The 21,761-nt window shown below is 59.2% G+C and carries 16 protein-coding genes; 9 read left to right on the top strand and 7 right to left on the bottom strand.

What is annotated here, in order from left to right; all coding sequences use genetic code 11:
- The 3 genes from VGR81_04855 to VGR81_04845 all read left to right on the top strand — a co-directional run.
- A partial coding sequence (locus VGR81_04855) for a hypothetical protein (GenBank protein HEV2288264.1) occupies positions 1-1,951 on the top strand: 1,951 nt, incomplete at its 5' end.
- 131 nt (positions 1,952-2,082) lie between these two features.
- Positions 2,083-4,893 (top strand): protein kinase, encoded by a 2,811-nt coding sequence (locus VGR81_04850; protein HEV2288263.1) that lies wholly within the window; start codon positions 2,083-2,085, stop codon positions 4,891-4,893.
- A 246-nt stretch (positions 4,894-5,139) separates the two neighbouring features.
- Entirely contained in the window at positions 5,140-5,778 is a 639-nt protein-coding gene (locus VGR81_04845) for a superoxide dismutase (GenBank protein HEV2288262.1), read from the top strand.
- Between the two features lie 617 nt (positions 5,779-6,395).
- Here the strand turns inward: VGR81_04845 and VGR81_04840 are convergent.
- From VGR81_04840 to VGR81_04830, 3 genes are all read right to left on the bottom strand, one after another.
- Positions 6,396-6,944, bottom strand: a complete 549-nt coding sequence (locus tag VGR81_04840) for a MerR family DNA-binding transcriptional regulator (GenBank protein HEV2288261.1) — start codon at positions 6,942-6,944, stop codon at positions 6,396-6,398.
- A 210-nt stretch (positions 6,945-7,154) separates the two neighbouring features.
- A complete protein-coding gene (locus tag VGR81_04835) occupies positions 7,155-8,489 on the bottom strand; it encodes an SLC13 family permease (GenBank protein HEV2288260.1) in 1,335 nt (444 codons plus the stop codon).
- 522 nt (positions 8,490-9,011) lie between these two features.
- Entirely contained in the window at positions 9,012-9,482 is a 471-nt protein-coding gene (locus VGR81_04830) for a hypothetical protein (GenBank protein HEV2288259.1), read from the bottom strand.
- A 245-nt stretch (positions 9,483-9,727) separates the two neighbouring features.
- On the opposite strand from VGR81_04830, the gene VGR81_04825 reads away from it, so the two are divergent.
- Both VGR81_04825 and VGR81_04820 read left to right on the top strand, forming a co-directional pair.
- Positions 9,728-10,336, top strand: a complete 609-nt coding sequence (locus VGR81_04825) for a DinB family protein (protein ID HEV2288258.1) — start codon at positions 9,728-9,730, stop codon at positions 10,334-10,336.
- Between the two features lie 165 nt (positions 10,337-10,501).
- Complete coding sequence (locus VGR81_04820; GenBank protein ID HEV2288257.1) at positions 10,502-11,116, top strand: DinB family protein; 615 nt, start codon at positions 10,502-10,504, stop codon at positions 11,114-11,116.
- A gap of 66 nt (positions 11,117-11,182) precedes the next feature.
- On the opposite strand, the gene VGR81_04815 is transcribed toward VGR81_04820, so the two are convergent.
- Positions 11,183-11,977: a hypothetical protein gene (locus VGR81_04815; GenBank protein HEV2288256.1), complete on the bottom strand. Its 795-nt coding sequence runs from the start codon at positions 11,975-11,977 to the stop codon at positions 11,183-11,185.
- Between the two features lie 383 nt (positions 11,978-12,360).
- On the opposite strand from VGR81_04815, the gene VGR81_04810 reads away from it, so the two are divergent.
- The 3 genes from VGR81_04810 (at position 12,361) to VGR81_04800 (ending at position 17,455) form a co-directional block, all read left to right on the top strand.
- Complete coding sequence (locus VGR81_04810; GenBank protein HEV2288255.1) at positions 12,361-15,615, top strand: PDZ domain-containing protein; 3,255 nt, start codon at positions 12,361-12,363, stop codon at positions 15,613-15,615.
- 124 nt (positions 15,616-15,739) lie between these two features.
- On the top strand, positions 15,740-16,174 hold the full coding sequence (locus tag VGR81_04805; GenBank protein ID HEV2288254.1) for a RidA family protein: 435 nt from the start codon (positions 15,740-15,742) through the stop codon (positions 16,172-16,174).
- Positions 16,175-16,288: 114 nt separating this feature from the next.
- A complete protein-coding gene (locus tag VGR81_04800) occupies positions 16,289-17,455 on the top strand; it encodes an ArgE/DapE family deacylase (GenBank protein ID HEV2288253.1) in 1,167 nt (388 codons plus the stop codon).
- A gap of 100 nt (positions 17,456-17,555) precedes the next feature.
- On the opposite strand, the gene VGR81_04795 is transcribed toward VGR81_04800, so the two are convergent.
- Together VGR81_04795 and VGR81_04790 are read right to left on the bottom strand one after the other, a co-directional pair.
- Positions 17,556-18,632 carry a lysylphosphatidylglycerol synthase transmembrane domain-containing protein gene (locus VGR81_04795; GenBank protein HEV2288252.1) on the bottom strand — a complete coding sequence of 359 codons (1,077 nt, stop codon included), beginning with the start codon at positions 18,630-18,632 and terminating at the stop codon, positions 17,556-17,558.
- A 228-nt stretch (positions 18,633-18,860) separates the two neighbouring features.
- Positions 18,861-19,310 (bottom strand): VOC family protein, encoded by a 450-nt coding sequence (locus tag VGR81_04790; protein ID HEV2288251.1) that lies wholly within the window; start codon positions 19,308-19,310, stop codon positions 18,861-18,863.
- Between the two features lie 260 nt (positions 19,311-19,570).
- Between VGR81_04790 and VGR81_04785 the strand changes: the two genes are divergently transcribed.
- Positions 19,571-20,581, top strand: a complete 1,011-nt coding sequence (locus VGR81_04785) for a hypothetical protein (GenBank protein ID HEV2288250.1) — start codon at positions 19,571-19,573, stop codon at positions 20,579-20,581.
- Between the two features lie 222 nt (positions 20,582-20,803).
- On the opposite strand, the gene VGR81_04780 is transcribed toward VGR81_04785, so the two are convergent.
- Entirely contained in the window at positions 20,804-21,673 is an 870-nt protein-coding gene (locus VGR81_04780) for an NAD(P)-dependent oxidoreductase (protein HEV2288249.1), read from the bottom strand.
- Between the last annotated feature and the right edge of the window lie 88 nt (positions 21,674-21,761).

The following is a 21,761-nucleotide window of genomic DNA, read 5'->3' as shown; positions in this document are numbered from 1 at the left end:
TCAGCCAATGTCGCCTCCGGCTTTGGACCGCACGGCGAAGATTTGCTTGGCAAAAGATCCGGATGAGCGCTTTCAGTCGGCGCACGACGTGAAGCTGCAGCTGGAATGGATACGCGACGCGGGTTCGCAGGCAGGAGTACCTGCGCCCATCGTTGCGCATCGCAAAAACCGCGAACGCATCGCGTGGGGAGCGGCGGCGCTACTCACAATTATTGCTATCGCGCTGGCCTACGGCTTCATCGCGCGCGCACCGATGCCCGCGCCGGTCATTGTGTCGCAGATTCTACCGCCTCCGAACGCGAGCTTCGCTTCGGGGGGCCCGACTGAAGGACCTCCGCTGATTTCGCCCGATGGCACGAAGCTGGTCTTCGTAGCCGTCGGATCGGATAGCAAGCGACAACTTTGGGTGCGCCCGCTCAATAGTGCAACGGCGCAGCCGCTCGCGGGCACCGATGGGGCCCAGTTTCCTTTCTGGTCGCCGGATAGTCGCTCCATCGGATTCTTTGCGGATGACAAGCTGCAGCGGGTTGACGCGGCGGGCGGGCCGACGCTCGCCCTCGCCGATACTACGAATGGGCGCGGAGGAACCTGGAGTTCCGACGGCACCATCCTCTTCGCTCCCGCCGCACTCGCCCCAATCTATCGCATACCCGCCTCGGGCGGCTCGCCTCAAGCAGTTACCAAACTGAACGCCTCGCGGCAGGAAACCACGCACCGCTGGCCGCAATTTCTGCCCGACGGCAAGCATTTCCTTTTTTATTCCCACGGCAGCAACGCACAGAATAGCGACGGCACGTATGCCGCCTCGCTAGACGGCGGCGAGCCAGTTCTCCTGATCCGAGGCGACTCGAACGCGGTCTATGCGGACGCGGGCTACCTGTTGTTCATCCGGCAAGGCACGCTGATGGCCCAGCGATTCAATGCGGAGAAGATGCAACTCACCGGCGATGCGACGCCGCTGGTCGAACATGCCGACGTAAACTCTGTCGTATGGCAGGGAATCTTCAGCGTTTCGACGAACGGGATTCTGGCCTATAGCGCGGGAGGCTCCGTTGTCGGCAACGTCGAGCTTTTGTGGTTGGATCGCAGCGGCAAGCAGTCGGCGGAGACGGGGACGCCCGGCGATTACTCTTCGCCGGAACTTTCACCGGATGGACGCGAATTGGCTGTTCGCGTAGTGGCGGCGGGAACCTCGTACTCGAATATCTGGACTTATGACCTGGCGCGAGGAACCAAGACGCGACTGACGTTCTCAACGGCCAGTGACGGCTCTCCGGCCTGGTCGCCAGATGGCAAGACCATTGCGTTCACGTCGGATCGAAGCGTGCAACCCCATCTATACCAGAAAGCCGCCGACGGGACGGGAAGCACGACGCCGTTGATTGTGGACGACGCCCGTGAAGCATACCCGGACTGGTCTTCCGATGGGCGGTACGTCGTCTACGAGCGGGAGAGTTCACAACCGGGCTCGCATATCGAAATCTGGGCTGTGCCCCTGTTCGGCGGGCGCAAGCCCTTTCCAGTGGTACAGAACCAGCAATTCAATGAAGTGGCGCCAGCTCTTTCCCCCGATGGCAAGTGGCTGGGTTACGTGTCAGATGAATCGGGGAGGCGCGAGATTTACGTGGTGCCGTTCCTGCATGGCAGCGGGAAATGGCAGGTCTCGACGGGAGGCGGAGGATATCCGCGATGGAGGCGTGACGGCAAGGAGCTATTTTATCTTTCGCCCGACAACAAGCTGATGGCCGTGGAGATTTCCGAACAGGGCACAAGCCTGGCCCTCGGGAAGGTCACGCCGCTGTTCCAGGTGAACAGTATTATCCAGGTGAGAGGCCCCTACGATGTCACTGCCAATGGGCAGAAGTTCGTGGTGGTCAGCTCGGGCGCGCCGCAGGTCACTCCGCCGCTGACGCTGGTGGTGAACTGGCCGGCGCTGCTGAAGAAACAGTGACCAGGGGCGAGTGGTCAGTGCTCAGCAAAGGCGATGGTTCGAGCGACCATGAGCGAACGGACGCACTTCGCGCAAGCGAATGACGGGGAGCGTTGATGCGTTACGAATAAGATTTCTGCGAGGGGTCTGCGGTGCTAAATAGCGGGACAAAACTTGGGCCATATGAGATTCAGACGCCTCTCGGAGCGGGAGGGATGGGAGAGGTGTATCGCGCGCGGGATGCGAGGCTGGGACGCGACGTGGCGATCAAGGTTTTGCCGGAAGCGTTTGCGCGCGACGCGGAACGCATGGCGCGGTTCCAGCGCGAAGCGCAAGTGCTGGCGTCGCTCAATCATCCGAACATTGCGGCGATTTACGGATTCGAGGATTCGGGCGCGACGCATGCGCTGGTGATGGAATTGGTCGAGGGACCAACGCTCGGGGAGCGCATTGCCAGCGGACGCAAGGGATCGAGCAGCGGGGGAACGCGTGCCGACGTAAAGCCAGCCTCGGCAGGCAGAGCCACGGCTACGCAACCGATCCGAACCACTCCGATTGCGATGGACGACGCGCTGCCCATTGCAAAACAAATCGCCGAAGGGCTGGAATACGCGCACGAGCGCGGAATTGTGCATCGCGATTTGAAACCGGCAAATATAAAAATCACAAACAGCGATGCGGTGAAGATTCTGGACTTTGGATTGGCGAAGGCGCTGGAGAACGATCCTGCCGCGACGGATATTTCCACTTCGCCGACGATCAGTCGGATGGCGACGCAGGCGGGAATCATTCTGGGGACGGCGGCATATATGTCGCCGGAGCAAGCCAAAGGCAAGACGGTAGACCGGCGCGCGGACATTTGGGCGTTTGGGTGCGTGCTATACGAGATGCTGACGGGCAAGATGGCGTTCAGCGGCGAGACGGTGACGGACACGCTGGCGGCGGTGATTCGCGCGGAGCCGGATTGGTCGCTGCTGCCGAAGGATACGCCAGCGCATGTGCGCGTGCTGTTGCAGCGCTGCATGCAGAAAGATGCGAAGCAACGCTTGCGCGATATCGGCGACGCGCGGATTGCGATTGACGAGGTGCTGAGCGGCGCGGCGGCGACGGTCGAGAGGCAATCTCATGCCGCGGTGAAAGCGCCCGAACGCGGTAAGCAAGCGTGGCTGCCGTGGGTCGTGGCAGCGCTGTGCGCGCTAGTGGCGATGGGGCTCGCGGGATATTTGTATTTTGGGCGGGAGTTCGATCCTGGTGAAAGCACGACACTCGATGTCGCTTTGCCCGAGGGCGTAAGCATTTTGACGAGAGATGCGCCCAGTGTGGCGCTTTCGCCGGACGGCAGACAAATTGTTTTTATGGGAGCAAAAGGCAGCGCAACGCAACTTTACCTCCGCTCATTGAATGAGCCGGACGCGAAGCCGATTGCCGGGACAGAGAATGGAGCGAGCCCGTTTTTCTCTGCCGACGGGAAATGGATCGGCTTTTTTGCGGATGGAAAACTCAAGAAAATCCCAGCCGAGGGCGGCACGGCGCAGGTTCTCGCTGATGCCTCGGTCCAGCGCGGCGGGAGCTGGGCGAAGGACGGGACGATCATATTTTCTCCTGAATACACCGGCGGTTTGCTGAGGCTGCGGGAATCCGGCGGGCAACCGGAGGAGCTTGTGGCGCCGGACACCAAGAAGGGAGAGCGAACGTACCGGTGGCCGGATGTGCTGCCGAACGATAAAGGTGTCGTCTTCACGATCGGAATGCAAAACAGCGCGGCGAGCTACGATGAAGCGGAGATCGCGGTGTATTCATTTGAGACGAAACAAATTCGCGTTTTGACACATGGAGACATGGCGGTGTATTCGCCGAACGGATATTTGCTGTACTACCGAACCGGAGTGCTATTCGCAGCACCTTTCAGCGAGAGCCGGATGGAGATCACGGGAGACGCAGTGCAGTTGCCGGAACAGGTGAGCGGCGATCCAACGAGCGGGGCGGCATACGTGGCAGTGGCGACAAATGGCATGATGGCGTACCTGAGCGGTGGCTCCGCCACATCCACTCGAACAGTGACGATTACGGATCGCAAAGGAGAGTCGCATGTTTTGCCCCTGCCGCCGCGCGGGTATTCCATTCCTCGATTTTCGCCGGACGGCAAGCGGCTGGCGATGGTCGTCAGCGACGTCACCAACTTTGCCACGAACGGGCGGGGCGACGTGTGGATTTATGATTTCGGAAGCGGAAGCATGAGCCGGCTGACGTTTGACGGTACGGACGACTATGAGGCGTGGTCGGCGGACGGTTCAAAGATTTATTTTGATTCGAGCCGTGGGAGTGGCGGGGGACTTTATGCGAAGCGAGCGGACGGCACGGGAGGTGAACAGGTTATTCTGCCGAATGAAGGCGGGTCGTATCTCAATCCGGATGCGGCTTCGCCTGACGGGAAGGTCATCGTTTTGACGCGGCCGGGAGGCCTTTTGGGAGACCTATCCATGACTGCGCTTGGAGATAAGGCGAAGACCACGCCGCTCAAGACAAATGCCGCAGGGGCCGAGTTCTCACCGGACGGGAAGTACCTCGCGTACTCTTCGTATCAATCGAGCTCCTATCAGGCATTTGTCGATACTTTCCCTGTGGGTGGAGGGAAATGGCAGATTTCGCAGGAAAACGGAGCCTATCCCCGTTGGTCCAAGGGAGGCCGCGAACTGGTGTATAACACCGCGGGGAACCAGATGATGGCGGTGGATGTGGAATTGAAGCCGACATTTCATGCCGGGCCGCCGCATGTACTGTTTACTCTTCCGCCCTCTGAATTCAGCCCGATGCAAACGAATCCGGCGGTGAATTACGACGTATCGGCGGACGGGGAGAGATTCGTTTTTCTGCAGACAAGCAGTGACGGCCAGCAATCGTCGGCAACGCTGAGCGTGACGCTGAACTTGCCGGCGCAGATTCGCGGGTTGATGAAGAAGTAGATTGCGCGAGGGATTGACGAGGGGCTGTTCATCGGGCCGAATTTTGGTACGAACGAGAAAAGGGAGAAGCAGATTCCTCGGTCGCTCCGGCGACACTTTCACGTCGGCCGCTTGCCGCGGCCAGCCGCCGGAGCGCCTCGGAATGACAAAACTAAAGAGGCTGTCGAGGAAGATTCAGCGGGTTTACATCCGTGCGCGGGGCGGGAGTATAATTGTGAGGCACGAAAGAAAATCGAGGAGGAAATAATGACACAAGCTCCAGGAACCGCGCCGGCGCCGCATCAACTGCCGCCGCTGCCGTATGCGTTTGACGCGCTCGAACCGTACATTGACGCGAAGACGATGGAGATTCACCACGACAAGCATCATGGCGCGTATGTGACGAATCTGAACAAGGCGCTGGAAGGAAATGCCGAGCTGGCGAGGCTTTCCGTCGAGGAATTGATCAGCCGAATCGACAGCGTGCCGGAAGCTATCCGCACGGCCGTGCGCAACAACGGCGGCGGACACGCGAATCATTCGCTCTTCTGGAAGATCATGAAGAAAAGCGGAGGCGGAGAACCGAAAGGCGAACTCGCGGATGCGATCAAGTCGTCGTTCGGCGGCTTTGGGGATTTCAAGGCGAAACTGAATGACGCGGCGATGAAGCGATTCGGGTCGGGATGGTCGTGGCTGATGATGAAGGGCGGGAAGCTGGCGATCGAGTCGACGCCGAATCAGGATAATCCGCTGATGAGCGGCGGGAAGCCGGTGATGGGCGTGGATGTGTGGGAACATGCGTATTATTTGAAGTATCAGAACCGGCGCGCGGATTACCTGGAAGCGTGGTGGAACACACTGAACTGGGAACAGATCGCGGAGAATTACGCGCACGCGAAGAAATAGGGCGGCGGGCACCCCCTACGAAGGCAGCGACAGGTGGGCTGAGAACCCGCCACTACGAAGAGCAACAGCAGATTCCCTGCCTGGGGTAGGCAGGTTCAGGCTGTGCTCGCCTCGGCGCAAACGCACAGGGTGAACGCGACGCGGGGCGTCGCGCGGGCAGGGCAAGCGCTGCCCCTACGAAAAGCAACAGCAGATTCTCTGCCTGCGGCAGGCAGGCTCACCGCCATTTGCGCGGAAGGCGGGCGGCCGATTCGGAATGACAACGTTAAATCTCGAAGACAAAGCGGCGTCGAGTTCGACGCAAACCCACCCTTGTTCTGGAAGCTGGAGGCCAGAAGTTAGAGGCTGGAATTAAAAAACAGTGACGAGAGAGACGCGGCCCGATAAACGCAATCGGGCCCTACAAATTCGTTGCGCGACGCGGGACATTCCGCGGGCGGAATGAGTCCGCAACTACAAAGGTAACGGCACACAGGCTGAGAGCCCGCCACTACGAAGAGCAACAGCAGGTCCTTCGTCGGATGCTAGTCGCATCCTCCTCAGGATGACAGATTAGGAAGACGGAACCGCGGATGCGCCGAAAAAAACGGCTGGTCCGCGGTTCCGTTATTTGACGCTCAGGTTGCTACCGCGCGCGAACGGCTTAGTCGCCGGGGCAGGGCGGACATCCTGGCGGGCATTTCGGACAGCATGGATCGGTCATTGCAACATTCCACGTTTTTTTCATTTTTTCCTCCTGCGGAAGATGGGCATTCCGGCAAACCGGCAATCAGACTGCAAACCGCGCAGCATTCCTGCCTGGAGCACGAGCATCGCTTCCAATCCCGCTGAATGCGCTTGAGCCGCTGCAACAACACGGAGAGAGCGCGGATCTGGCCGGCGAGCGATTTGGCCTTCGCCTGCGTCCACGTGATGACCTGCGGACAGGGACAACGGCCGGTGCGCGTGACGCGGAGGATTTCCCGCATCTCGGCGAGAGTGAGGCCGATGTCCTTGGACTTCTGGATGAAGGCAACGTAGCGAAGACTCGCGGAGTCAAACACGCGGTAACCGGTGTGACTGCGGGCTGCCCTCGGCAGCAATCCGAGACTTTCCCAGTAGCGGATGGTCTTGGAGGGCACGCCGGAGCGTTTCGCAAGCACGGAAATGGTGAGCGTGTCGCGCATGATTTGCCTCCCTAAGCGTAAAGGTTGCCGCGACGGCAAGGTGCAAGCCTCAATTTCAAGTACGCGAAAGGTTAGAGGCATAGATTTTCGCAGCCGGACGCGGGACCACGAGAGGGCGCAGCAAGCAGCGCCCCTACGAGTGCTAGAACGTAGGGCAGCGGTATCTACCCAGTCGTTTGACCCATTCGCTGCGAGGAGCGCCAATCAAAATTACATGGGGGGAAGGAGATGGGCTTCGGCGGCGAGGATGGCGATGGCGGCGAGGGAAGTGACAAGGGTGACGACGAGGCCGATGCGCGTGAATTCCCAGAACGTGATTTTCATGCGGCGCGCAGCGAGCTGGATGACGATGAGGTTGGCGATGGAGCTGATGGGCGTGGCGTTGCCGGCAAGCGTGCTGGTGCTGGCGACGGCGAGCCAGATGAAATGCGCGTGCGGGAGCGAATTGACAAAGGGACGCACGAGAAGCACAGCGGGGACATTGCTGACGAGATTGCTGAGGGCGAGCATGGCGCCGCTGACGGCGAATAATTGCGCGGTGACGCCGTGCCGGAGTCCGGAGGCGAGAAAACGGATGATGTAGGCGGTGGCGCCGGAATCATCGAAGCCCTGCATGACGACGAACAAAGATGCAAAGAACAAAAGCAATTCCCAATCGACGCGGCGAAGAATCGTTTCGGATTTTACGCGGCCGATGACGAGAATAAACGCGCCGACCGTGGCGGCGGCGAGCGGAAACGAAAAATTCATGATCCACAGAACGAGAACAAGAAGCGCGGCGAGCGCGCATTTGACGAGCAGAACGCGGTCGAGTTTCACGGAGGCGAGAGTTTCGTGATTGTGCGGCGCGGTTCCATTTGCGACGAATGGCGCGGATGAAATGGATGCTTCGAGCGGGTGTGTGTTGCGAAGATCACGGCGGAAAAAATACGCGAGGAGAATGACGTTGAGGACGAGTCCGAGGGCGGAGACGGGCGCGAGGCGGCTCAAAAATTCGAGAAACGTGAAATGCGCGGTGACGCCGACGAGAGCGTTCTGCGGATTGCCAGTGACGGACATGACGGAGCCGATGTTGGCGGAAGTGGCGAGAGCGACGAGATACGGAAGGCGCGGAAGCCTGAGGCGATCGGTGAGAGCGAGAATGACAGGAGTGAACATGAGGCAAATGGTGTCGTTGACGAAAAATGCGGCGAGAATGCCGGTGGTGAAAACGAGAAGGACGAGAAGCTGAAAACGCGTGCGCGCAACGGCGGCGACGTGGATGGCGATCCAGTCGAAGAAATGCGAGACCTGGAAATGCGCGACGAGAATCATGATGCCGAGAAGAAAGATGATGGTGTCCCAACTGATGGCGCGATAGGCGGCGTCGAGCGAGAGGACGCCGAAAAGAACCATGGCGACGGCGCCGCAGAAAGCTGCGGCGGTGCGGTCGAGATGGCTGCCGCGTCCGGATTCGATGGCGATGAAAACGTAGGTGATGACGAAGATGGCGAGAGGAAGCCAGTGGCTGGAGGCAAGAGCGTGAGCGGATTGAAGAGTCAGCATGAGAGAAGAGAGCTTAACGTGAGATGAGGGCGCGGGACAACATGCTAGAGGCTGGAGATTGGAGGCTAGAACCGGAAGAGAGGTACGAACCGATAAAGATCAGGGCAAGCCGCACTCCAAAGAGACAACAGCAGATTCCTCGGACGTTCCGGCCAGATCCGCCGGAACGCCTCGGAATGACATCGTAAAAAAACTCTATGGCTGCGGCGGGCAAGCCCGTGCGAAGGCAACGGGACACGGGTTGAGAGTCCGCCACAGCGGGCGAGCCTGTGCCACAGAGTGAAAAACAGATTCTTCACTGTCATTCGCCCGGAAGGCGGGCGACTGGGTTCGGAATGACAACTTAACTGCGGATTCCCTACCGGCGGCAGGCACGTTCCGGCTGCGCCCGCTACGGCGCATACCCACCCGGCGAACGCGACGCGGAGCGTCGCGCGGGCAGGGCAAGCCCTGCCCCTACGAAGGCCACCGGCACACAGGCTGAGAGCTCGCCACGGCGGGCAAGTTCGGAATGACAAAGAGTTAGTGGACGGTGAGGACGACGTCGAAATTCTGATTGCAATTCACCGCTGGGTCGTCAGTGACCGTCTTGGATACAGTGCCGCTCTTGATGGTGAAGGCGAGCGGTTTTTTTGGAAAATCGGGCAGGCCGGTGATCAGAGCCTTGCCGTCGCTATTGGTGCCGACCTGGAGATCGGTCTTGCGCAGATTCATGAAGCCGTAGCGAAGCTCGACCAGAATTTGCGCGTTGTAAATGGGCTTGTTCGAGCCGTCGCGGACGGTGAAGCTGGCTTTGCAGGAACCGGCGCCGCCATCGACTTTGGGGATGGTGACGGCTGGAGAAGTTTGCGCGGTTTGAGCGGTCTGAGGAGCCTTGGAAGCTTGCGATGACTGGGGACTCGGTGGAGGAGCGCAAAACGCAAAGACGTCGAAAAGGAAAAAAACGGAGATGAAGAAAAACTGCCAGGGCCGATGGGCAAGAATGCTTTGCATGATTTGAGATGCCTCCCGCAAAAACCATACGCCGCGTGGAAGGAAGTTGCAAACGCGAATTGGTAGGTTTTTTAACGAGGCGCGAGGAGCGGAATTTTCTTGACTCGCATTGATGCGTGCGTGATAAGCGATTGGCGCAAAGGAAGAGACAAAAAATGAATCCGCAGAAAGAGAGACATGCGGAGGGGCACAGGAATAAGGACGCGTGCAACGGTTCATGGAAACGAACATTTCAGGAGCGGAAAATGAAAAAATTGACGGGAATCGGAATGGCGCTGGGACTGCTGGCGGCAAGCGCATTCGGACAACAGGCGAAGCAGCCGATGAAGGCGGCGCCGACGATTGCGTCGGTGATGCAGGCACAATTCGGATATGTGGAACAGTCCTTTGTGGCCGCAGCAGAAGCGATGCCGGCGGACAAGTATGATTTCGCGCCGACGGGACCAGGCGAATTCAAGGGCGTGAGGACGTTCGCGCAGGAAGTGAAGCACGTGGCGACGGCGAATTTCATGTATTTCAGCACGCTTTTGCAGGAACCGATGCCGCCGGACGCGTCCGGGGAGAAAGGATCCAATGGGCCGGAGGAACTTCAGACGAAAGAGCAGATTGTGAAGTATTTGAAGGATTCGTTTGCCTATGGGCATAAGGCGATTGCGACGATTACGGCGCAGAACGCGGTGACGCCGCTACCAAAGACGGCGGTTTCGTTTTTAACAACGCGGCTGGCGCTGGCGAGCTTCGGCTGCACACATACGTTTGACCATTATGGGCAGATCGTGGAGTATTTGCGGATGAATGGAATCGTGCCGCCAGCAAGCCAGGGGCAGCCGCCGGCGAATCCGGGAGCAAAGTAAATTTGCGATACGAATGATCGAGGGCGATGGTCTTTGCGGGATGGATCGGGGCGAAGTCTGCGAAGTAACGAAAACTAGAGTGGTGGTTCCATTCGAATTGTGAGTCCTTAGTATTAGGAGCAAGAAAATTCAAAGAGACCCACGATGGAAATTTAAGGAGCGAAAATGAAAAAAATAGCGGGATTGGCGATAGCACTGGGATTGATGGCGGCGGGCGCAGCGGCGCAACAGGCAAAACCGCAAAAACCGATGCCACCGGCGACGATTGCGCGCGTGATGGAAATGGAACTGCGGGTGGTGGAGACACAATTTGTGCCGGCAGCGGAAGCGATGCCAGCGGACAAGTACGATTTCGCACCGACAAGCGGCAATTACACGGGAGTGCGAACGTTCGCGCTGGAAGTGAAGCATGTGGCGACGGTGAACTTCATATTTTTCAGCGCGGTCCTGCGGCAGCCGCCACCGGCGGGCGTGACTCTGGCGGGAGCGGCGAACGGGCCGGATGACATCCAGACGAAAGAACAGATCGTGAAATATCTGAAGGATTCGTTCGCGCTAGGGCACAAAGCGATGGCGTCGCTGACGGCGGGAAATGCGGTGACTCCCATCAAAAATCCGCCTCTGCCGCTGCCGTATTTCAATACGCGGCTGGCGGTGGCGAGCTTTGCATGCGCACATTCGCTCGATCATTACGGGCAGATGGTGGAATATTTGCGAATGAATGGAATCGTGCCGCCAGCAAGCCAGGGACAGCCGCCTGCAAATCCGATAAAAAAGTAATTTTCAGAAAAGTGGAAGATGGAAGCGCGGAGCTTCTTGCGAAGAAGCGAGGAGCGCCACGCAGGGCTAAGGTGTGTTCTTGTGGAAGAGCTTGCGGCGGATGTCGGGCCAGAATTCCTTCATCTCGTTGGAAGCGCCGTCCCACATGATTAACATGCCCCAAGTGCCGAGATTGCGGGAGAGAGTGCGGTCTTCCGACGGATGGTAAATATTCGAAGCGGCAGTGGCGGCAGCGTTGCCGGCAATTTCTGAAAAATTGAAACTGGTGTTTCCAGAGTCCGTGAAGGTGACGAAAAGGCGCGAGATGGAGTAGAAAGCGCGGTGGCCGAAACGGCCTTTTTTCATGACGTAGTAGCGCGGATCCTCGCGCAAGATGGTGGGAAAAATGGCGACGGTCATGTAGGTGCCGATGCCGTTGTCGCCAAACTCCGAGCCGAAACGTTCGCCATAAGCGCCCCATCCCTGGCCATAGGACCGCGGAGAATTATTGGCCTGGTCCACGGCGGCGAGAAAGCCGACAAAGGGAACGGTGAAGGGGTCGAGGACGGAAGCCGTGGCAAGACCGAATTTTTCATGAGTCTTGAGCGGGGGAAGTTTTAGAGCGTCTTCGACGACGTAATTGGGCATTGCATCGAAGAAGCGATCGTTGACCGTGCCGGTCTCCTTCTCAATTTCGCTCTGCTTTTTTTTGCGGTCCTGCGCGCTCTTGGATGTCTGATCCTGAGAAGGCGGCGGAGCGGAGGCGGCAGGAGCCGGCTGCTGCGGCGGCGCTTGTTGCGCTCCTGCGGCGGAAACGAACAGCGCGGAAATGACGCAAAAGAAAAATGACAACAGAATGGGACGGCGAATTTTTATCTTCATAATATTTTTTTGAACCCTTCCATGGTAACTGCCGCACGTTGCAATGCAAAGACTGGAATTCATGTGGATGCGGAATCAGTAAAAATTGCCGCTTGGGCGAAGAAAAAAACCGAGCGAAAAACCGGGCGCCGGGTCAGTTCGAACTTTGACTCCCTGTGTCACGATCAAGAAAATTCAAACTGACCCAGCATCAAAGGCCGCATTTGATGGACACAATTCGCGGGGCGGGACTATACTCTCGGATTCGCTGGCAGGCATTGCCCCTTGCAAAGTCTGTCTGGGGACCGGGAAGCGCGCGGGTCGGCGCGCTTGCGACACCGGGTGGAAACTTTCCTTAGGGCGTTCGCGTACATAAAAGCGAAGTTTCGCAAAGGAGAATGGGAATGAAGAAAACGGTCCTGGCCATACTTGTGTTTCTACTGGGAGCCATTTGCTACGCGCAAAACGAGCCGGCGCTGCTGCTGCAGCAGCCGACGATCAGCAAGACGCAGATCGTGTTTGTGTATGGCGGCGAGCTGTGGAGCGTGAGCCGGCAAGGAGGGGACGCGACGCGGCTGACGACAGGAGTGGGCGTGCAATCGGATCCGCATTTTTCGCCGGATGGAAGATGGATCGCGTTTTCCGGGCAATACGGCGGGAACACGGATGTGTACGTGGTGGCGGCGGACGGCGGCGTGCCGAAACGGCTGACGTATCATCCCGCGGCAGACATCGCGATGGGCTGGACGCCGGATGGAAAGAACGTGCTTTTCGAATCAAACCGCGACTCGTTTGCGAACGGCGGCGGCGAATTGTTCACGATTCCGATGACGGGCGGGCTGGCGACACAATTGCCGTTCCCGCTGGCGTTCGAGGGATCGTATTCGCCAAATGGCGACGATATCGCCTACCGGCCGGTGGCGTTTCCGTGGGGAACGTGGTCGCATTATCGCGGCGGGACGGAATCGAAAATCTGGGTCGCCAAACTTGCGGATTCGAGCTACGAGGAAATTCCGCGCGGGGACTGGAACGAATTCGATCCGATGTGGGTGGGAGACAAGATTTACTTTCTCTCGGATGAAAAAGGACCGTTCACGCTCTGCGAATACGACACGGCGACGAAAAAAGAGACGCAGCTCGTGGCGAACAACGGGATGCCGATCAAGGAAGCTTCGGCGGGAGCGGACGCGGTTGTCTATTCGCAATTTGGAGCGATTCACGTCTACGACCTGGGGACGCATCGCGACCGCGCTGTGACGATTCACGTGGCGGGCGATTTTCCGCAGGTGATGCCGCACTTCGACAGCGTGGAGAAACATATATTGTCGGCGGGAATTTCGCCGACGGGAGCGCGAGCGGTTTTCGAGGCGCACGGGCAAATCCTGACCGTCCCGGCGGAGCATGGAGACATTCGGAACATCACGAATTCGCCGGGCGTGGCGAACCGGACACCAGCGTGGTCGCCGGACGGGAATTCCATCGCGTATTTTTCGGATGAAGCGGGCAATTATGCGCTGCACATCAAGAGCCAGGACGGCATGGGGACGGTGAAGAAGATCAGTCTGGGCGAGCCGCCGTCGTTTTTCTACGATCCGGTGTGGTCGCCGGACAGCAAGAAGATTGTGTACACGGACAAGCGGCTGAGCGTGTGGTACGTGGACCTCGATAAAGGAACGCCGGTGAAAATCGATGCGGACACATTTGAGACGCCGGAGCGGACGCTGGACCCGTCGTGGTCGCCGGACAGCAAGTGGATTGCGTACACGAAAGTGCTGCCGAATCACATGCGGGCGGTGTTCGTCTATTCGCTGGACAGCGGCAAGGCGACGCAAATCACGGATGGAATGAGCGACGCGCGGTACGCGGTGTGGGACAAGAACGGGAAATGGCTGTACTTCACGGCGAGCACAAACGCAGGACCGACGACGGCGTGGCTGGATATGTCGAGCTACGACCACACAGTGACGCGAGCGGTGTACGTGGTGGTGCTGGCGAAGGACCTGCCGTCGCCGCTGGCTCCGCTGAGCGATGAAGAAAAAGCGGAGAAGAAGCCGGAAACGCCTGCAGCCGGAGCGGAGAAGAAGGAAGAAACGCCGAAGGTGACGATCGACTTCGACAACATCAGCCAGCGGATTCTGGCGCTGCCGGTGCCGATGAAGAATTACATTGGGCTGGCGGCGGGCAAGACCGGCGAGCTGTTTATCGCGGAAATGCCGCCGGGGCAAGTGGGAGTGTTTGGGCCACAAGCGGGATTGGACGTCGCGAAGTTCGACATGAAGACGCGGAAGGCGACGCCGGTGATTTCAGGCGTGCAGGATTTCGATTTGTCGTTTAACGGCGAAAAACTGCTCTATCTGCAAGCGGAACACTGGGGGATCGCTGCGACGGCGGCTCCGGTGAAGCCGGGCGACGGCATGCTGAACATGAGCGACATGAAAGTGTGGGTGGACCCGCGTGCGGAATGGACGCAGATGTACCACGAAGTGTGGCGCATCGAACGGGACTTCTTCTACGCGCCGAACTACCACGGGCTCAATCTGGACAAGGCGGAGGCGGAGTACGCGAAGTATCTGCCGGGGCTGGCGAGCCGCGAGGATGAAAATTTCCTCTTCGACCAGATGCTGAGCGATTTGAACGTCGGGCACATGTTTGTGCGCGGCGGTGCGATACCAACGGTGCCGCCGGTGACGGTCGGACTGCTGGGAGCGGACTACGCGGTGGAAAACGGGAGATACCGCATCAAGCGCGTTTACAGCGGCGAGAACTGGAATCCGCAACTGAAAGCGCCGCTGACGCAGCCCGGCGTGAACGTGGTGGCGGGAGATTACATTCTCGCGGTGGATGGCCAGGACGTGAAAGGAACGGACAATATCTACAGCTTCTTCCTGGACAAGGCCGACAAGCAGGTGGTGCTGAAGGTGGGTCCGAATGCGGATGGGAGCGGATCGCGGGAAGTGACCGTGGTGCCGATTGCGAATGAATTCGGGATCCGGAACCGCGACTGGATGAATCACAATCTGGAGACGGTGACGAAGCTCAGCGGCGGGAAGCTGGCGTACGTCTATTTGCCGGATACGGCAGGAGGCGGATTCACGAACTTCAACCGTTATTACTACTCGCAAGTAGGACGAGAAGGCGCGGTGATGGATGAGCGGTTCAATCAGGGCGGATCGATCGCGAATTACATCATCGAAACGATGCAGAGGAAGCTGACGAGCTACTGGTACACGCGGCAGGGAGAGATCTTCACTTCGCCGCTCGATGCGATTTTCGGGCCGAAGGTGATGATCATCAATCAATTTTCAGGCTCGGGAGGCGACTGGATGCCGTGGGGATTCCGCCACACGGGACTTGGGCCGCTGGTGGGCGAGCGAACGTGGGGCGGGCTCGTGGGCATCTACGGATATCCGGTACTGATCGACGGCGGGACGGTGACGGCGCCGCGCGTGGCGTTCTTCAATCCGAACGGGACGTGGGACGTGGAAAACCACGGCGTGCCGCCGGATGTGCCGGTGATTCTGGACCCGAAGGCGTGGCGCGAAGGACACGACGTGCAACTGGAGAAGGCGATCGCGGTGGCGATGGAAGATTTGAAGAACCATCCGCTGCCGAAGCCGAAGCTGCCGGCGTTCCCGGATTATTCGAAGTACGTGCACTAAAACCTGGCGTGATGCTGATTTGAAATGAGACGGCTCGCTGCGGGATGCGGCGAGCCGTTTTACTTTTGCGAAGGAGAATCGCTGGACGCGGATGCGCATCTGATGAGATTTCGAGGAGGAATTTATGCCGACGGATGAGAAGCGAACTTATTTCCCGGTGGCGGCGAGTCTCGGGCCGCTGCCGTTTTCGAGCGGCGTGCTCGTGGGCAATACATATTACGTGAGCGGGCACATCGGGCTGGACCCGGCCACGAGAAAACCACCCACAGATGCGGAGCAGGAAGCGCGGCTGCTGCTCGATGGCTTCCGCGCAACGCTGGGGCGCGCGAATCTGGCGATGGATGATTTGGTTTACGTGCAGATTTTCTGCTCGGACGTCTCGCTCTTTGAGAAGTTCAATGCGATTTATCGCGGTTATTTTTCGGGCGATTTTCCGGCGCGAGCATTTCTGGGTTCCGGGCCGCTGCTTTTTGGCGCGAAGTTCGAGATACAAGGGATTGCGGTGAAGCGAGCGAAAAAAGCGGCGAAGAAGCGCAGGGCAAAACGGACGAAACGCTGAACGGAAGCGGCGGAAGAAGCAGGCCAAAATGTCTTTTAGCGCGAGCGCTGCGTGGTGGCACATTCCTGAAACACTCCGATAACATTTGGCGATAAGGAAATTCGCGAGGCGAAAGTGACTCTGGATACGGAGCAACTGAGCAGCCGACTGCGCCAAAGGTTTTCCGAGCCAGCGATGCTGGAGCTGACGAAGCGGCTGATCGCAATTCCATCGGAAAACCCACCCGGAAATCATTACGAAGAATGCGCGCGAACGCTCGTCGAGGAGTTAAACAAGCTCGGGTTCGGCGACGCGAGACGCGAAGGCGCGTGCGTTTTGGCGTCGGCGGGAACCAGCACGCGAACACTATATTTCAGCGGGCACTACGACGTTGTACCGGCGCAGAGGAGCGAGCAATTCGAGCCGCGCGTCGAAGGCGCGAATCTGTTCGGGCGCGGGTCGTCGGACATGAAGAGCGGGCTGGCGGCGATGATTCATGCAGCGGCAGCAGCGCGCGATGAAGGATTGCTGAACGCGGGCCGAATCGGGATCGTGCTGGTACCGGACGAAGAGACGGCCGGGCCGCGCGGATCGCGCGATCTGAATGCGCGCGGGCTGCTGGGGCGCGAAGGGATCGGGATGCTCACTCCGGAGCCGACAGGCGGCGTGATTTGGAATGCCAATCGCGGAGCGATTTCGCTGCGCGCCACGATGCGCGGAAAAGCCGCGCACGTCGGGCGGCAATTCGAGGGCGTGAATGCGTTCGAGCGCGCGTTGCCTGCGATGGCTCGCCTAGCAGAAATCAAAAACGAAGTGGAGCTTCGCGAAACACGACAGAAGATAGCTCCGGCGGCGGCCCGCAAATCCATACTGATGATCGGCGGGCGCGTCGAGGCAGGGACGAATTTCAATGTGACGCCGGAATTCTGTTCTTTCACGATCGACCGGCGGATCAATCCGGAGGAAAATCTGGAAGAAGAAAAGCGGCGATTGCGCGAGGCGCTAGAAGGTTTCGAAATTGAGGTACTTCAAGAGGAAGCGGCAGCGGCGACTCCGGCAGAAGACAGACTTGGGGCAATACTGTCACGCCACATTGGAAGCGTGACGGGCAAGGAACCGAAATTCGAGATGTGCCCGGGCCTGCTCGAAACGCGATTCTACGCGGCGCGCGGCGTGCCGGCGTTCGCCTACGGACCAGGATTACTGACGGTGTCGCACGGGCCGAACGAGTTCATTCCGATTCGCAACATCGCACAATGCGCGTTGGTCTATGCGCTGACGGCGGCGGAGATGCTGCGCTGAGGAAATTGCTTCACGACCGGCAGACGAATTCGGGACAAACAAGACGGAGTCAGGGTTCGGCAGCGTTCCTTCCTCGTAACTTCCTTTTCTAAATTCAAACTTACAGTGGTTCCAAGTCCGAGCGCGAGGGATTTTCTGCGGAGGATTTGGTTTGCGCGACAGCGGCGCGGGCGGCAGGCAGGCGTCCGAGGAGAAATGCGGTGAGGCCGGCGATGAGGCCGCCGGTGATGATGATGGCTTCCCAAGCGAGGCCGACGGCGACGGTCTTCACGGCGCGAGCGCCGAAAGGAACGAGCAGCGCGGCGAGCGCAGCTTCGCGCACGCCGATGCCGCCTTGCGTGACGGGAATGACGGCGGAAATTTTCGCGAGCGGCCAAGCGAAAAGCCAGGCGCGGAACGGCAGACGCAAGCCGCTGACGTTAGCGACCTGAGCGGTGAGCCAGATGAAGCTTCCCTGCGCGAATAATCCCAAACATAAAGCGGCGAAAACGGTCCGCGGGCTGCGGCGCATGGGGCGCGCGGCCTGACGCAAGCGCACGATGCCACGGCGAATGCGGAAAGAGAAGTGCCGCGCGGGAAACCAGAAGACCAGCGGGCCCAAGACAGCGAGCGCAACGAGGATGACAACGCCGATGGAGACGAAAACGTGACGCGTGCGCGGATCGAGCGCGCCGGGAACGAGCAGCGCGCCAAGAGCGGCGAGAAACATCAGGACGACGAAGTCGAGAACGCGGTCGAGAAAACCGCCAAGGATGATGGCGGCGCGGCCCGCGCCGAACCGCATGGCCAGGCTGCTGCGGATGAAATCGCCGCCGACGATGGAAGGCAGGAAAAGCGTGCCGAAGAGGCCAGAGAAATAGCAGCGCACGGCGTGGCGGAAACTCAGGCCCGCGCCACCGACGTTGATCATCAGCCGCCATTTATTGATGGCGACAACATGCGCGGCCAAATAGCCAGCGAGAATGAGGAGCCAAAGATAAGCGGGAAGATGGCGGAGCGTCGTCCAAACTTCGCTGAGCGGGAGGAAATGAAAAAGCAGAAAGAGAGCGAGAATGCTGCCGCCAATGCGGAAAATCATGCGCAGGACGGGATGCTGGATGGCGCGCGAACGGGAATGACGATGCGCGCGAGGCTCGGGGCGGGATTGCGCGGGATGCGGTTCCACGGTGCCGGGCATGATGACGCATTATGGGGCTCACGGCGCGAAGCGACAAGCGCGGCGAGCAAGGATGCAAAGAAAATTCACTTCTGGAGATTCGGCTTCAGGCGATGGTCAGTTTATATTTCGACTGCGAATAATAATCGAACGATGCGTTGTCGATGTTCCTCCATCTCAACCCTACAGCAACGACGCGAACAAGTCGTGTTTTCGCCCGATCGCGGATGGTGAAATGTGACGGAGTCGCTATTCTTCAAATTCGCTTTCCTCTGGCGCATCGGTCGGGCTCGAGAACTCCATGCGGTATCCATCCGGATCGTTCACCGGCACAACCCACATTTGGTTCCCAACAAACGGGCGTTTCTGCATTTGCACTCCGCGTGATTTGAATTCGCGGTAGAGCGCCAGAGCGTCCTCGCACTGGAAACAGACATTTACTCCCGTGCCGCGCGCTTCGCTCGGTTGCCGCCCCGGCCAAAACTCTTGAAGCATGATGGCGGCATCACCACGCTGTAAGCAGCACCAGCGTATCCGCCCGTCAGGAGGGCAGTTTTCCTCCGTGCGATCCGGAATCCACGAACGCTTCATTTGGAATCCCAGTCCCTCGACATAAAATCGCAGTGACGCTTCCATGTTGGTTACACCGAAAAAGGGAACCGCCTGCTTCACGTTTGCGCTCGTAACAGGTGCAGCCATGATCCACCTCGGCAAGATCGTGCCTTATGGTCGGGAAGCGAACAGACAGGCGCTCTCTCAGACGGTCAAGTCTGGCATCCGATGCTCCAGTTGTCTAGGTCGGACCGGTCAGGCAGAGCCGCATGACGCCCGCCTTCGGGATCATCCTCAGGAACAAAAAAATCCAAACCGATGCACGACCGGTTCGCACGAATGCTTGCGCGGCATGCGATTCGGAATTAAGGTACAGGCTTCGCAAATCGACCAAGACGGAGCCGACGGTGACAAAAAAGAAGATTCGCGTGGTGCAGTATGGCGTGGGGCCGATCGGAGCATCGATCGTGAAACTGATGCGCGAGAAGAGCGCGCTCGAGATCGTGGGCGCGGTGGATTCCGATCCGGCGAAGGCGGGGCGGGATTTGGGCGAAGTGGTGGGCGCGGCGGATGCGCCGTGGGGGATTGGAGTTTGGGCGGATGCGGCGGCGGCGCTGCGCGGGCAGGTGGATGCGGTGATTCACTGCACGTCGTCGTATTTGAAGGACGTGATGGGGCAACTGCTGGCGTGCGTGGAGGCGGGCTGCTGTGTCGTTTCGACGTGCGAGGAGCTGGCGTATCCCTTTCGGAAGCATCCGGAGCTTTCGCGGAAACTGGATGAGGCTGCCAAAGAGGAAGGCGTGGCCGTGGTGGGCACGGGCGTGAATCCGGGATTTGTGATGGACAAACTGGCCCTGACGCTGGCGGCCGTGGCGCAGCGCGTGGATTCGGTGCGCGTGACACGGATTGTGGATGCGTCGAAGCGGCGGCTGCCGTTGCAGAAGAAAATCGGCGCGGGAATGACACCGGAGGAATTTCGCGAGAAAGTGGCGGCGGGAATCATCAAACATCATGGATTGCCAGAATCGGTGGCGATGGTGGCGGACGGGATGGGGCTGGCGGTGGATCACATCACGGAGACGATTGAACCGATGATTGCGGAGGAAATGGTGAAGACGCCGTTTCTCGAAGTGGCCGCGGGGCAAGTCGCGGGCGTGCATCAAATCGCGCGAGGAACGGGCGCGGGCGGCGAAAAGATTTTTATGGAGTTGAGGATGTACGTAGGCGCGAAAAACCCTGCGGATACGGTTGAGCTGAGAGGCGAACCGAATATCAGCTTGACGATTCCGGGCGGGACGCACGGAGATATTGCGACGGCGGCCGTGGCCGTGAATGCGATTCCGGACATTCTGGCGGCGCCGGCGGGACTGCGTACGGCACGGGAATTGCCGCTGAGTTATTTTGCGGCGAATGCGTGAGAAGACAGCGGTCAGTGGTGAGTGACCAGTGGTCAGCAAAGGCGCACAAGGCGTGAGCCAGCCTCCTGCCTGTTGAGCGACGCTCAGCCACCAATTCTTTGAAACGGGGCATGCGGCTCCCACTATGATCCCGCATAAAAAAAGGTAGGTCGTTCGGTTAGGCCGTCTAGGAACTTTGCACTGGCCGCCTGGAATTCTGCCCAGGATGATGGGGCATAGTCCTCACTTTTCGCGCCAGTAGTTGGCGATGGCGGCGTAGTCGACGTCGCCTTGCGCGGCGGCCTTGACGGCGGAGTAGGCGGCGAAAGCGGCGGCGCCAGCGGGAAGTTCGACGCCATTTTCTTTCGCGAGCTCGAGCGCGAGACGCATGTCCTTGTGCATGAGACGCAGCGGAAAGCTGGGCGTGAAATCGCGCTTGAGGATGACGGGCGCTTTCACGTCGAGCACCGGCGCGCGGCCCATGCTGGATTGCAGAACTTCGATGAGGCGCTCGGCGGGCACGCCGGAGCGCGTGACGAGCTCCAGACCTTCCGCGAGGGCTTCGACTTCGAGCGCCAGAATCATGTTCATGGCGAGCTTTACGGTCTGGCCAGCGCCATTCGGACCGAGAAGGAAAAAACGCTTACCGACAGCTTGAAGCACAGGCTCGACGCGATCGAGGACTTGTTTCTTCCCGCCAATCATAAAAACCAGTTCGCCTTTTTCAGCGCCCCACGTGCCTCCTGTGACGGGCGCGTCGAGAAAATCGGCGCCACGCTCGGCGCAGGCCGAGGCGATGCGGCGCGCAAGACTGGGCGTGACTGTGCTGGAATCGATATAGACGCTGCCTTTTTTCAGCGCAGATAACGCGCCTTCCTTTCCCCAAAGAATCTCTTCGAGAGCGGGCGGATCGCTGACGATGGTGATGAGAACGTCGGATGCAGCGGCGACATCGCGCGGAGAAGCGGCGATGGCGGCGCCTTCGGCGGCGAGTTTTTCGGCTTTGTCGCGCGTGCGATTCCAGACGGTCAATGGAAATCCGGCTTTCAAAAGATTGCGGCCCATCGGCAAACCCATCAGGCCCAAGCCAATCAGTCCGACCTTCGGCTTCATGAATCCTCCTCGTGAGAAGGAATCAATATAGCGGCGAAAGGCACGAGAGAAAATCAAAATACAAGGAAAGCGAGCGAGGCTCGGTTCG

This window comes from Candidatus Acidiferrales bacterium, from assembly GCA_035934015.1.
Taxonomy (GTDB): Bacteria; Acidobacteriota; Terriglobia; order Acidiferrales; family UBA7541; genus DAHUXN01.
This window is presented reverse-complemented; position numbering and strand designations above follow the sequence as displayed.